This window comes from Rothia sp. HMSC061D12 (assembly GCF_001836735.1).
In the GTDB taxonomy this organism is placed as follows: Bacteria; Actinomycetota; Actinomycetes; order Actinomycetales; family Micrococcaceae; genus Rothia.
Genome location: NZ_KV830305.1, coordinates 438,669 through 451,777 on the forward strand (window position 1 = coordinate 438,669; position 13,109 = coordinate 451,777).

Sequence of the window (13,109 nt, forward strand, 5' to 3'; positions counted from 1 at the left end):
CCGCCAGGGAAGAAAGGCACACATGGCACGCACCCAGCCCGTACCTCCGCCCGCGCACCCCACCGGGGCAACCCCTCCGCCGATTCCGAAGAAGTTTATTCCGCAGCACGTCGCCGTCGTGATGGACGGTAACGGACGCTGGGCAAACGAACGCGGCCTGCCCCGCACCGAGGGCCACCGCGCCGGCGAGGCGGCACTGCTGGACGTCGTTGCGGGCGCCATCGAAATGGGCATCCCGTACGTGACCGCCTACGCGTTCTCCACCGAAAACTGGAAGCGCTCACCCAGCGAGGTCGCGTTTATTATGCGTTTCTCCACCGAGGTGCTGCAGCGTCAGCTGGAAACCCTCAAGACCTGGGGTGTGCGCATCCGCTGGGCTGGCCGCCGCCCCAAGCTGTGGAAGAACGTTATTGAAGAGCTTGAACACTGCGAGCGCGAAACCATCAATAACACCGTCTGCACCCTCACTATGTGCGTGAACTATGGCGGCCGCGCAGAAATCGCTGACGCGGCGGCAGCTATCGCAGCGGACGCAGTGGCGGGCAAGCTCAAGCCCGGCAACATTACCGAAAAGACCATCCAGAAGTACCTGGACGAGCCCGACCTGCCGGACGTTGACCTGTTCCTGCGTTCATCCGGTGAGCAGCGCATCTCGAACTTCCTGCTCTGGCAGAGCGCCTACGCCGAGATGATTTTCATGAACGTGCTCTGGCCCGACGTTGACCGCCGCACCCTCTGGGAGGCTGTCGAAGAGTACGCGCGCCGCGACCGCCGCTACGGTGGCGCTGTCGACGCTGTGGCGAACGATAAGTAACGCCCCATAAACCACCCACACCCTCCAACCTTAGGGAGAACAAATGCGCATCTACCCGACCTTCTTCAACATCTTCTTCAAGGGCATGGACCCCGAGAAGGCACACCACGTCGGCTTCTGGGGCGTTCAGACCCTGCGCAACGTCGGCATCACCCGCGCGCTGCGCAAGTACTTCCAGCCCGCACCGGAACTGGCAACCACCGTCATGGGTATTACTTTCCCTTCGCCGTTCGGTCTGGCTGCTGGCTTTGACAAGGGCGGTAAGGGTATTGCCGCGTTGGCTGGTATCGGCTTCGGCCACGTCGAGATTGGTACTATTACCGGTCAGGCGCAGCCCGGTAACCCGCAGCCGCGCCTCTTCCGCCTCGTCGAAGATAAGGCGGTTATCAACCGTATGGGCTTCAACAACGACGGTGCCGCTGCGGCTGGCCCGCGTGTTGCTGCCGCCCGCGCAGACCTCGAAACCGAATACCGCGGTGCTGTACGCCCGGTCATCGGCGTGAACATTGGTAAGACCAAGGTCGTCGAGCTTGAGAACGCTATCGAGGACTACCTGATTTCTACCCGCACCCTGGCACCGCAGGCAGACTACCTGGTCGTCAACGTTTCTTCCCCGAACACTCCGGGTCTGCGCACCCTGCAGGCTATCGAGTCGCTGCGCCCGTTGCTTGCCGCAGTGCGTGAAGAGGCAGACCGCGTATGCCCCAACCGCCACGTACCCCTGACCGTGAAGATTGCACCGGACCTGGTCGATGAGGACGTTATCGAGGTGGCAGCCCTCGCTAAGGAGCTGAAGCTGGACGGCATTATCGCCACCAACACCACCATCGCCCGCGAGGGTCTGGGCCTGACCAGCGACATGACCAAGGTCAAGGAAATTGGTGCCGGCGGCCTCTCCGGTGCGCCGCTGAAGCCCCGCTCCCTGGAGGTGCTGCGCCTGCTCAAGCGCGAAATCGGCGACGACCTCGCCATCATCTCCGTTGGCGGCGTGACCACCGCTGAGGATGTGCAGGAGCGCCTGGACGCTGGCGCTGACCTGGTGCAGGGCTACACCGCGTTCCTGTATGAGGGTCCGCTCTGGGCGGCACACATTAACCGTGGCCTGGTGAAGCTGCGCCGCGCTCGCCGCTAAAAGGATTGCAGGCGGGAGCGTTATACTTCCCGGCGCGCTGACTTGGCGTGTTGACTCTGCGTGCTGAAAGGGGGCACCGTTCTCTATCCGTTGGGGTGGAGGCGGTGCCCCCTTTTTGTGTGCCCTCTCTCTATTCCGCCCCTCTATTCCGCCGAAAAGCCACATGTGTTTCGAAAAGCCACTAAAGAAGTAGCTTTTCGAAACACATGTGGCTTCTGGGCACGCATAGTTATTTGACGTATAAAGCATTGATTTGTTCGAATGGTGGCGATTCGTTGCTATTACACTCATTGCAAAGCAAACGACTGTAAATATGCGGTAGGGTTTTATATGTAGCGTCCCGTGGTGCATTGTTGCGCCTGCTGGGTACGCTACGCGGCTGGGTTCTTCCGACGGTCAAGTAACGACCATTTTTTACCAGCCTAACAAGTGCATACACACCATCACCGACGATAGGAGCGCACCCTCATGGAGCCTCGTACCTTCCTTTACCGCACCCAAATTCATCGCCGTACCCTGCTGGGTAGCGGCGCACTTGTGGGTCTTGGTGCCCTGCTTGCGGCGTGTGGCCAGCAGGCTAATAACGAGGCGGCAGCCACCGCCTCCGCCGCGCCGAGCGAAACGGCTTCGGCGTCTGGGGCGGCATCTGAGTCGCCTTCAGCAATCGCTACCCCGTCTACTGTCCGAGGCTACTCGGGCGGTTCCAAGGCGCCCGACGGGGAGTACCGCAAGGCTGACAAATATGGTCCCGCCCAGAACGTACCCAAACCCACCGTTCCGGAGGATGGCTACAACGAAAAGTCCCTAGAAGGCCTCCGCAAAACATTTGACGCATGGGTCCAGTGGGGTAATTACGGTACTCAAACTGGCGATTACTCGATGGCTCGCAAGTTTATTTCGCCAAATTTCAAACGCGAATTAGAAGAGTATGAAGATGCAGAAAAGCTTTATCAAAGCGGCGGATGGATCATTGGAGGAATCGACCATTTTCTAGCCGATGGAAACCCCTGGTCAGAAGACGGAGAAACCTACTTCTGGAAAGCCTACCGCGAATGGGATCGTGAGATTTTTGTTGAGCCTGATGGGAGCTGGGTTAGCTGGACCAATGATGACAAAACTGACGATACTTTCAAATTTGAGCTGAAGCATGATGGTCAGAAATGGGAAATTATGGGCTACGAAAGTGTGGATAAGTAATCGTGAAGAAATTTTTGAAAGGTTCTGATGTGTTGAATCGCCGCGCATTTCGAAGCAACGACCAAAGTGAAACCCTCGTAATCTCTCCACAAGATAGACCGCCACACTCCCAGAGGGTAGGAGCAATGACAGGTTCCCAGTGCGCGCTCGCGCATAATGGAGATAAGCGGGAGACCATGCACTACAACGATGTGGAGAACCAACCATGAACCCCAACATGCTGAACCGCCGCTCAATACTGACCGGCGGCACACTCATCAGCCTCAGCACCCTACTCGCCGCCTGCGTGCCGCACGACATCACAACTGCAGGAGACGGATCCACCGCATCCGGCAGGGCCGCCACCAACAGCAGCTCAAGCAGTAGCACCGGCAACAACGCCGGTAGCGGCGAATACCGCAAAGCAGACACCAAAGGCCCCGCCCAGAACGTCCCCAAACCCAACGCCCCCGAAGACGGCTACCGCGCAAAGACCGCCGACGGCCTCCTCAAAACCATGGACGCCTGGAACCAATGGGTTAACTACGGCGTCCAAACCGGCGACTACAGCAAAACCCGCGAATTCCTCTCCACCTCAAACGACGGAGAACTCAAAATCTACAAGGAAGTAGAAGCGCTCTACCAGCGCGGCGGTTGGGTCATCGACGGCATCGAATACTTCAAACCCGCCGGCATACCCAGGACTGACGACCATCAAACCTACTACCTGGAAACCCTCCACGAATGGGACAAACACACCGAGGTGGAACCCGACGGCCGCCAAGAAACCTGGAGCAGCGACAAGGAAGAAGAAATCTACACGTTCGCCCTCGAACACCGCGACGGTAAATGGCAGATTCTCTACTCTCGAATCGAAGCCTAGTCGTACCGGTATCCAGCCGCGACATATATGTCCAGAAGCCACATGTGTTTCGAAAAGCCACCAAAGAAGTGGCTTCTCGAAACACATGTGGCTTCTCGCGTATGGAGGATTAGCGGGCATAAAAAATAGGGGAGAGGCCCGAGAATACTCAGGACCTCTCCCCACACCCAACAAGCGCAACCCCCAGAGCCACAGAGCCACCAGGGAGCCACACTACAGGGCACAAACGACTTAGTGCGGGTACTCGCCGTACTTCACCATCGGAACCGGGCGGCGCATACGACGCGGAACCATCACACGGTTATACGTATACATACCGGAACGAGGCTCCATCTCGCCGAACTTCGCAATTACCTTCTTCTTCAGGCCACGCCACAGAATCCAGGAATCACCAATCCACAGCAGCAGCAGACCCCAAAGGACGTACGTAGTAATACGCTGGAAACCATCCGCAGCCTCAGCAGAACCAAAGAAACCGGGGATAAACAGGGTAAAAATAAAGAACGCCAGCATGACAAACAACATGACGTCACCAATATTGCGGCGCGCATCAATGTAGTCACGGATATAACGGCGCTGCGCACCACGATCCACGGCGGGCAGGTAACGCTGATCGCCACCCATCAACGCATCATTCTGACGCTCGCGAGCCTTCGCCATCGCCTCACGTTCACGAGCCTTCGCCTCCTTACGGTCATTAACAACCAGAGGCTGACGACGAGCCGCCTGCTGCTCCTTACGCGAAGGAGTAGGACGGCCCTTCTTCGGGGTGAACTTCGGATTAACCGGAGCCTGAGGCTCCTCTACAACCTGCGGCTGAACAGCTTCCGCTTCAGCCTTCTCTTTCTTACGACCAAACACCCTCCCATCATACCCGAACGGCACACACCAAACCCGCCCCCACAAGCGCACACCAGCAACTGAAACAACCCCAACCGCCCGCCAGCAGGGGTAAGGATGGGGGTAAGGTAGAAACATGACTACTGAATTCACCCACCACAGCGCCCTCCGCGACGCCGTCACCAAAAACTTCGAAGCAACCCTGCAGACCCTCACCGAGCTCGTCGCCATTCCCTCCATCGCCTGGGAATCGCACGACCTCACCCAGATAGACCGCAGCGCCGAGGCAGTCGCCGCGCTCGCAACCAAGGCAGGCTTCGACAACGTACGCATCGAACGCGCCACCTACACCACCGCAGACGGCACCGAAAAGCAGGGCATGCCCGCCGTCATCGCCCAGCGACCCGCCGCAGAAGGCTACCCGACTATCCTGCTCTACGCCCACCACGACGTGCAGCCCGCCGGCGACCTCGACCTGTGGGACACCGACCCCTTCGTCGCAACCCGCAAGGGTGACCGCCTCTACGGCCGCGGCGCAGCAGACGACAAGGCAGGCATCCTCGTGCACCTCGCCGCACTTGCAGCCCTCAACGAGACTCTCGGCGAGGACTTCAAACTCGGCGTGAAGCTCTTCATCGAGGGTGAAGAGGAGGCAGGCTCGCCCTCCTTCGTGTCCTTCCTCAACACCTACCGTGAGGAACTGTCCGCCGACTACATCGTCGTGGCAGACTCCGCCAACTGGCGCGCCGGCGTACCCGCCCTGACCACCAGCCTGCGCGGCGTCGCATCCGGCGACATCGAAGTACGCGTCGGCAGCCACGCCATCCACTCCGGCATGTTCGGTGGTCCCATGCTCGACGCCCACACCCTCATGGCGCAGCTACTCGCCACCCTGCACGACGCCACCGGCGCCGTAGCCGTCGAAGGCCTGCACCGCGCCCCCGAACCCGAACTCGAATACGCCGAAGCAGACTTCCGCAACGACTCCGGCATCCTCGACACCGTACCCCTGGCAGGCACCGGATCCGTTGCATCCCGCCTGTGGACCCAGCCGGCAATCTCCGTCATCGGCATGGACATCCCCTCCATCGCAACCTCCTCCAACACCCTCGCCGTCGTATCCCGCGCACGCATCAGCACCCGCCTCGCACCCGGCGACAACCCCGAAAACGCACACCGCGCACTCGCCGAACACATCAAGGCACACGCACCCCACGGCGCACAAGCAACCTACACCGCCGTAGACTCCGGCATGCCCTTCGCCACCGAAGTCGACGCAGACGGCGCACAAACCGCCCTCGACGCAATGCGCGCCGCCTGGGACGTCGAACCCGTACAGACCGGCATGGGCGGCTCCATCCCGTTCATCTCCGACCTGAAGGACCTCTTCCCCCAGGCACAGATCCTCGTCACCGGCGTAGAAGACCCCGACACCCGCGCACACAGCGCCAACGAGTCCCTCTACATCCCGGACTTCAAGAACGCAATCCTTGCGGAGGCGCTACTGCTCAGCGCACTCGGCGCTCGCTAAACGCATTCTCTGTAGCTAGCTGTACTAGCCAGAGATAGCGGCGCAGAACGCGCTCGCCAGAAATACCAGAAAAGTGGGGGAGAAGGGTCACAAACCCCAACCCCCACTTTTTCGGTATCCTAGAAGCAGAATTACATGTCAAGCCTCCACGCCAACACTCACGCCCCCGGCGAACTATGCACACCCTAGGTTGTACATCAAACACTCGGGCGCGTATCGTGAAGGCTAAAACGCCCACACGCACCCACACGCGGCGCACACGGGCAACCAACCAAACAAAAGGACAACACCAATGAGTGAAACCACCACCGAACTGCCGACCCACGGCGTCAACCTCACCGAAGTAGCACAGACCAAGGTCCGCACCCTCCTCGAACAGGAAGGCCGCACCGACCTGCGCCTGCGCATCGCCGTCCAGCCCGGCGGCTGCTCCGGCCTCATCTACCAGCTCTACTTCGACGAGCGCGTCCTCGACGGCGACGCAGTCCGCAACTTCGACGGCGTAGAAGTCATCGTCGACAAGATGAGCGCACCCTACCTCGACGGCTCCACCATCGACTTCGAAGACACCATCGAAAAGCAGGGCTTCTCCATCGACAACCCCAACGCAGCAGGCTCCTGCGCATGCGGTGACTCCTTCCACTAAACCGAAGACACCCCAACGCTAAGCACCACAGTGCAACACACCTAACAAACCCCCGTCTCGCATACTGCACCCAACCATGCAGATACGCGGCGGGGGTTTTACACTTAACACATGACTACGCACGAAATCACCTGGAAATACATCCTCAACCAGCTCGTCAAACACCAAAACCTCACCGACACCGAAGTCGCCTGGGCAATGGACCACATCATGACCGGCCAAACCGAACAGCCGATCCTCGCATCCTTCCTCACCGCCCTCCACTCCAAAGGCGAAACCCCCGAAGAACTCGGCGCACTCGCAGCCGGCATGATCGCCAAAGCCGAAACCGTCGACATCGACCCCCACGCCGTAGACATCGTCGGCACCGGCGGTGACCAGCAAAACACCGTCAACATCTCCACCATGGCAGCCCTCGTCATCGCAGGCACCGGCGCCACCGTCGTCAAGCACGGCAACCGTGCCTCCACCTCCAAATCCGGCTCCGCAGATGTCCTCGAAGCCCTCGGAATCCGCCTCGACATGCCCATTCCCGCAGTCGCCGAATGCGCTCGCGAGACCGGCATCACGTTCCTGTTTGCGATGACCTTCCACCCGGCAATGCGCCACGTGGGCCCGACTCGCCGTCTGCTCGGTATTCCGACCGCGTTCAACTACCTGGGCCCCATGACGAACCCGGCTCGCGTGAAGTCCTCGGCTATCGGCGTTGCTAACCCGGTCATGGCTGAGAAGATGGCTCACGTCTTCGCGGAGCGCGGCGACCACGCCCTGATTTTCCGCGGTGATGACGGCCTGGACGAGCTGACCATCGCCACCACGAGCCGCCTGTGGGAGGCTGTGGACGGCGAACTGACCGAGTACCGTTTTGACCCGACCGAGTACGGTCTGCAGAACGCACCGCTGGAGCAGCTGCGTGGCGGCGACGCTGAGTACAACGCGGGCGTTTTCCGTGCAATTTTGGCGGGGGAGGGCGAGGCCCCGAAGAGCCCGCTACGCGCCATTCACGACGCCGTGCTCATCAATGCTGCCGCTGGCCTGGTCGCGTACCGCCCGGTCAATGGGGAGAGCTTTGAGACCCGTTTCACTCAGGCTTTGGCTGATGCGCGCGAATCTATTGCATCCGGCGCAGCGGAGCGCGTGCTTAACGCCTGGGTAGAGTTCAGCTCCAAGCACGCAGAAGCGTAAAGCTCTAGGAAATCGATAGCAGGCACCCGAGACGAACAGAGCACACCGAAAGGTGTGGAGCTGGGGTCTCGGGTGTTTGTCGTTTAATGGAACGCATTGAGGAGCTCAAAGGTCCGGAGCAATTGAGCGCGTAGCTGCGGGTCGCGGAAGCTGAGGCGCACCGAGTAAGAACGGTGTAAGAGCGCAGTGTAGTCGCACCACGAGGAGCGCAGGTTCGACCCGCATTGGTCGGAGCGCCAGCCAGAGCGTAGAAAGCACCGGTGAGCATCCGGTGGGGTAGTGAAAAATAGCTCTACTTTACATAATGTATATTATCGGCTTTTTAGGGAGGTCTAGAGTGAACCCAAGATTCCCCGTATCTAAATAAAGTCTTAACAGTTCATGTATTAACCTCACCCGGTCACCAGAACTATCGCCAGCACTCAATCCACCTGAAATAATGGATATACCCCGCATCACGAAGGTGCTGTCGCCTCGTGTGCAGATTCAACGTCAACCACGCCGGTTGATGTACACCAAAGGAGAAACTCGTGGATTGGCTCTTTGAGACACCCTGGACACTCTGGGTTGCACTCGCCCTCGTTTTCGCCGTCATAGAAATGCTCAGCCTTGACCTGTTCTTTCTCATGCTGGCGATTAGCGCAGGCATTACCGCAGCAATATCGCCCTTCGTGGATAACATGCTGATTCGAACCGTTATTTTCGTGGTGATCTGCCTGATTCTGGTTCTTGGCCTGCGCCCGCCGCTGCTTAGGAAGCTCAATAAATCAGCCACCGGTGCTATTACTAATGCTGAAGCACTCATTGGTGCTGAGGTGCGCGTCACTCAAGATGTGACTAGTGAGACCGGTTTGGTGGTACTAGCTGGCGAAATCTGGACGGCACGCACCGCCTCCGGAACGCTCCCTGCAGGATCACACGCGAGGGTACGAGCCATTGAGGGCGCTACCGCAATCGTAGAGCCTCTCCCCCACGCCTAAGACCCATCTGAATACCGGCTCCAAAAGCAGGTTCAGATACCCCAAAAAACACACCATATAATTCACCGATAAGGAGAAACAATGCCTATCAGCCTTATTCTGACGGTCCTACTCATCCTCTTCGTGCTGACGATGCTCGCCAAGACCGTGCGCGTCATCCCGCAGGGACGAGCCGGCATCGTCGAACGACTGGGCAAGTTCCACGCCGTTCTCAACCCCGGCCTGCACATCGTCATCCCCGTAGTTGACCGCGTGCTGCCCCTCATCGACCTGCGCGAACAGGTCGTTTCCTTCCCCTCGCAGTCCGTGATTACCGAAGATAACCTCGTGGTCGGCATCGACACCGTCGTGTACTTCCAGGTCACCGACCCCCGCTCGGCAACTTACGAAATCACCAACTACATTCGCGCCGTGGACGAGCTGACCAGCGCAACCCTGCGTAACGTCGTCGGTGGCCTGAACCTGGAGCAGACCCTCACCTCCCGCGACCAGATCAACGCGGAACTGCGAGGAGTACTCGACTCCACCACCGGCCGCTGGGGCCTGCGCGTCTCCCGCGTGGACATCAAGGAAATCCAGCCCCCGGTGTCCATCCAGGACTCCATGGAGAAGCAGATGCGTGCAGAGCGTGACCGCCGCGCCGCAATCCTCACCGCAGAAGGCCAGAAGCAGTCCGACATTCTGACCGCAGAAGGTGAATCCCGCGCAGCCATCCTGCGTGCAGAGGGCGAAAAGCAGGCACAGATCCTTCGTGCGGAAGGTGACGCACAGTCCGCAATCCTGCGCGCAAACGGTGAAGCCGAAGCCGTGCAGAAGGTCTTCGCCGCAATCCACGAATCCAACCCCAGCCAGCAGCTGCTCACCTACCAGTACCTGCAGACCCTGCCCAAGCTCGCCGAAGGCGACGCCAACAAGCTCTGGTTCATCCCGACCGAACTCGGCGATGCACTGCGTGGCCTGGGCAACGCATTCGGCACCCTGCCCGCATCCGACCTTGCAGATGCACCGAAGAAGCCCGCGGCAGAGGCTCCCAAGAGCGCACCGCAGGCACCCGGAAGCTACGGCATCAACGGCTAAACGCGAAAACTAACGCATAAAAAGGCGTGAATCACCAAAAATCACGCCGAATAAACACCACCACGCTGGGCGGGTGGAGACTATTACCGATATAATGGATGTTTTGTAAACGTTCGAGGGAATAGCTCTCCCCCGCCCAACGTTATGCCTAAAGCGCCAAAGAGCGCACCCGACGACACTGGAGGAAAAATGAGCGATCGTAGCCTGCGCGGTATGCGCCTGGGTTCCCAGTCGATGGAAACCGAATCGAACGTACAGCCCGCGCCCCGCCAGCGCGTCGAATACCGTACCGCCGACGGTGACCGCGTTTTCGTGACCTTCGCGGCAGAAGCAGAAATCCCCTCGGTCTGGACCGCAAAGTCCGGCAAGGAAGCATACCTCGTCAACGGCGACTCCACCGCAGACGCCGAAGAGGAAAAGCCCGCACGTACCCACTGGGACATGCTCATGGAACGCCGCAGCATCGAAGAGCTGGAAAAGACCCTGGAAGACCGCCTGGAATACTACCGCAAGCACTACGCGCTCTAAAAGCACCGTAGACACGCCGTAGAAAGGCTGTAGAAGCCCGCTAAGAGCCATTTGCGCTCTGAGCGGGCTTTCTTCTTTTGGTGGTGGCTTCGTCGATACGTGAGCCAGGAAAGAGTGCCAGAGAAAACAGAAAAAGGCCGGGGCGGATACATAACGTATCCGCCCCGGCCTTTCGTATAAGTCTCAGAACGAGGGATGTTTTACTTGCCCAGAGCCTTCTTGAGCTTCTGAACACGGTTGGTCAGACCCCAGCGAGTCACCTTAGACATGGAATCGAAGATAATGTTGCCGTCCATCTTCGAAGCGCCAATCTCACGCTCAACGAAAGTAATCGGAACCTCAACAATATTCAGACCAGCCTGCTCAGAACGCCAAGCCAAATCCACCTGGAACACGTAGCCCTTCGAGTCAATACCGTCAAGGTTCAGGCGCTGCAGAGCGTCACGACGGTACGCACGGAAACCAGCGGTAATGTCCTTGATGGAGGTGCCCAGAATCAGGCGGGTGTACAGGTTAGCGCCGCGAGAGAGAATCTGGCGGTGAGCCGGCCAGTTCTTGGTCTTGCCGCCGGGCACGTAACGCGAACCAATAGCCAGGTCAGCGCCCGCCTCCACTGCACGAACCAGGGAAGGAAGCTGCTCAGGCTGGTGCGAGCAGTCAGCGTCCATTTCAATCAGAATGTCGTAGCCTGCCTCAAGGCCCCAATCGAAGCCGGCGAGGTATGCGCCACCCAGGCCGTCCTTAACGGTGCGGTGCAGAACGTGAATCTGGGAATCCTTAGCCGACAGCTCATCAGCAATCTGGCCGGTGCCGTCGGGGCTGTTATCATCCACCACGAGAATGTCCACCTCGGGAGCTGCCTTGCGAAGACGCTCTACCACGACGGGCAGGTTCTCCTTCTCGTTATACGTCGGGATGACAGTTAGAACGCGCATATTACTCCCTCACAGGTGCATATAAAACAGGCAGTGTAGATATCCAGTATACCGGGTAAACATGTGGGCAGCTGAACCAGCGGGGGCTTCCACTGCCCCTAAACTGCCTAAAAAGGTGCTGATAAGCTAAAAAATTAGTTACTTTCAGTGTAAATAGATTCCAGGATGGGCAGAGGCGAATCCTCATCCAGCACCGGAAGCAACGGAATGCGAGCGCGGGGGTCGGTGCTCCACGACGCGACGCGGGAGTCGGGTGCCTGGACCATGAGGGCTTCGACGCGCCATTGTGCGACGTATGCGGGGGTATCGGGGGTGAGCTGGCCGGTGAAGGGGTTGTCTTCGTGGGTGAGGCGGTATACGCCGCGGGTGAGGGCGGCGAAGGCGCTACGTGCGGAGATGCCGTGTTCGTCGTTGACGAGTTCGCGGATGAGGGACCAGGCGCCGGGTGCGTACAGCTGAGCATCAGAACCCAGCGCGATGGAGGTGCCTGCTGCGTTTGCGCGGCGGGCTACGGAAGCTACCGACTCACGTACCTCTCCCCCGGCGTGTGCGAGGAGTGCTTGGACGGTGTCGTTGGCGGTTTCGTCTTCTTCGGGTTCGCAGACGCTGAGGCCGAGGTTGATGCGTGCTTCTGCCAGCTGGGTGAGGTATTCGTCGGTGATGGGGTCTTGCGGGGTGCTGATTGCTGCGTCGAGGCGGATGGAGAGCCAGGGGCGGGTTTCGCGTACGGCGAGCGCTGCGTCGGCTGCGGTGGTGAATTCGGTGGATGCGTCGATGGAGAGCAGGAGTGCGGCGTCTTCGGCTACCTGTGCTGCTGCGGGGGCTTCGGTGGGTGCGACGGAGATGCCGACCAGCTGCAGGCCCTTGACGGCGCGGTCGCCTTCGGTGAGGGGGCGTAGTGCCTTGATGGCGCTGATGAGTTCGTCGGTTTCAATGCCGGTGGCGTTGAGGATGAGGCGGATGTCGGGGGTGCCGTGTTCGGCGCTGTAGTAGCTGAGTGCGGAGACGAGGTCGGGTACGTCTTCCATGCCGGCGAGCAGGGTGTGCGTGTGGTAGCCGGCTGCGCGGTATGCCTGCAGGTAGTCGAGGATTTCGGGTGCTTCCTTGCCTGCGACCGGTGCGAGGGCGCGCGCAAAGGCGGGGGTCAGCAGAGCTCCGTCAAGTTCGGTGATGGTGGCGGAATCGTCAGCGATGGAACGCGCCCCGGAGTCGGAACCAACCCAGCGGACGAAGCCGTCCTCGACCAGCATTGCGGTTGCGTACGGGTCGACGGGGCTGTATACGCTACCATCCACAAAAATTCGGGTAGACATTAGAATCCTTTCACCTTTGAGGCGCGCCGAGGCGCACACGGGGCGGGCACTTCAATTGTGCTCGCGTAG

At 59.6% G+C, this 13,109-nt stretch carries 13 protein-coding genes; 10 read left to right on the top strand and 3 right to left on the bottom strand.

Annotated features, from left to right (window positions below; all coding sequences use genetic code 11):
• The first annotated feature begins 22 nt into the window (after positions 1-22).
• From HMPREF2682_RS01675 to HMPREF2682_RS01690, 4 genes are all read left to right on the top strand, one after another.
• The gene (locus HMPREF2682_RS01675; protein ID WP_070691585.1) at positions 23-814 is read left to right on the top strand and encodes an isoprenyl transferase; all 792 of its coding nucleotides are present in this window, start codon (positions 23-25) and stop codon (positions 812-814) included.
• A gap of 43 nt (positions 815-857) precedes the next feature.
• Positions 858-1,946: a quinone-dependent dihydroorotate dehydrogenase gene (locus HMPREF2682_RS01680; protein ID WP_070830793.1), complete on the top strand. Its 1,089-nt coding sequence runs from the start codon at positions 858-860 to the stop codon at positions 1,944-1,946.
• A gap of 468 nt (positions 1,947-2,414) precedes the next feature.
• Positions 2,415-3,143 carry a DUF6318 family protein gene (locus HMPREF2682_RS01685; protein WP_070830795.1) on the top strand — a complete coding sequence of 243 codons (729 nt, stop codon included), beginning with the start codon at positions 2,415-2,417 and terminating at the stop codon, positions 3,141-3,143.
• 205 nt (positions 3,144-3,348) lie between these two features.
• Positions 3,349-4,005, top strand: coding sequence for a DUF6318 family protein (locus HMPREF2682_RS01690; protein WP_070830797.1), 657 nt, complete (start codon positions 3,349-3,351; stop codon positions 4,003-4,005).
• A gap of 231 nt (positions 4,006-4,236) precedes the next feature.
• On the opposite strand, the gene HMPREF2682_RS01695 is transcribed toward HMPREF2682_RS01690, so the two are convergent.
• A complete protein-coding gene (locus HMPREF2682_RS01695) occupies positions 4,237-4,866 on the bottom strand; it encodes a DUF3043 domain-containing protein (RefSeq protein WP_070830799.1) in 630 nt (209 codons plus the stop codon).
• A 115-nt stretch (positions 4,867-4,981) separates the two neighbouring features.
• Here HMPREF2682_RS01695 and HMPREF2682_RS01700 point away from each other — a divergent pair, with 115 nt between their 5' ends.
• From HMPREF2682_RS01700 to HMPREF2682_RS01725, 6 genes are all read left to right on the top strand, one after another.
• On the top strand, positions 4,982-6,376 hold the full coding sequence (locus HMPREF2682_RS01700) for a M20/M25/M40 family metallo-hydrolase (protein ID WP_070830801.1): 1,395 nt from the start codon (positions 4,982-4,984) through the stop codon (positions 6,374-6,376).
• 292 nt (positions 6,377-6,668) lie between these two features.
• Entirely contained in the window at positions 6,669-7,022 is a 354-nt protein-coding gene (locus HMPREF2682_RS01705) for a HesB/IscA family protein (RefSeq protein WP_005506039.1), read from the top strand.
• 111 nt (positions 7,023-7,133) lie between these two features.
• Complete coding sequence (gene trpD / locus HMPREF2682_RS01710; RefSeq protein WP_070830803.1) at positions 7,134-8,207, top strand: anthranilate phosphoribosyltransferase; 1,074 nt, start codon at positions 7,134-7,136, stop codon at positions 8,205-8,207.
• A gap of 530 nt (positions 8,208-8,737) precedes the next feature.
• Positions 8,738-9,187: an NfeD family protein gene (locus HMPREF2682_RS01715; protein WP_070830805.1), complete on the top strand. Its 450-nt coding sequence runs from the start codon at positions 8,738-8,740 to the stop codon at positions 9,185-9,187.
• 81 nt (positions 9,188-9,268) lie between these two features.
• Positions 9,269-10,264 carry an SPFH domain-containing protein gene (locus HMPREF2682_RS01720; RefSeq protein ID WP_005506035.1) on the top strand — a complete coding sequence of 332 codons (996 nt, stop codon included), beginning with the start codon at positions 9,269-9,271 and terminating at the stop codon, positions 10,262-10,264.
• 189 nt (positions 10,265-10,453) lie between these two features.
• Positions 10,454-10,792 (top strand): RNA polymerase-binding protein RbpA, encoded by a 339-nt coding sequence (locus tag HMPREF2682_RS01725; RefSeq protein WP_005506034.1) that lies wholly within the window; start codon positions 10,454-10,456, stop codon positions 10,790-10,792.
• A gap of 200 nt (positions 10,793-10,992) precedes the next feature.
• Here HMPREF2682_RS01725 and HMPREF2682_RS01730 read toward each other — a convergent pair whose 3' ends face one another.
• Both HMPREF2682_RS01730 and HMPREF2682_RS01735 read right to left on the bottom strand, forming a co-directional pair.
• Complete coding sequence (locus HMPREF2682_RS01730) at positions 10,993-11,727, bottom strand: polyprenol monophosphomannose synthase (protein ID WP_005506032.1); 735 nt, start codon at positions 11,725-11,727, stop codon at positions 10,993-10,995.
• Between the two features lie 134 nt (positions 11,728-11,861).
• The gene (locus HMPREF2682_RS01735) at positions 11,862-13,040 is read right to left on the bottom strand and encodes an amidohydrolase (protein WP_070830807.1); all 1,179 of its coding nucleotides are present in this window, start codon (positions 13,038-13,040) and stop codon (positions 11,862-11,864) included.
• Between the last annotated feature and the right edge of the window lie 69 nt (positions 13,041-13,109).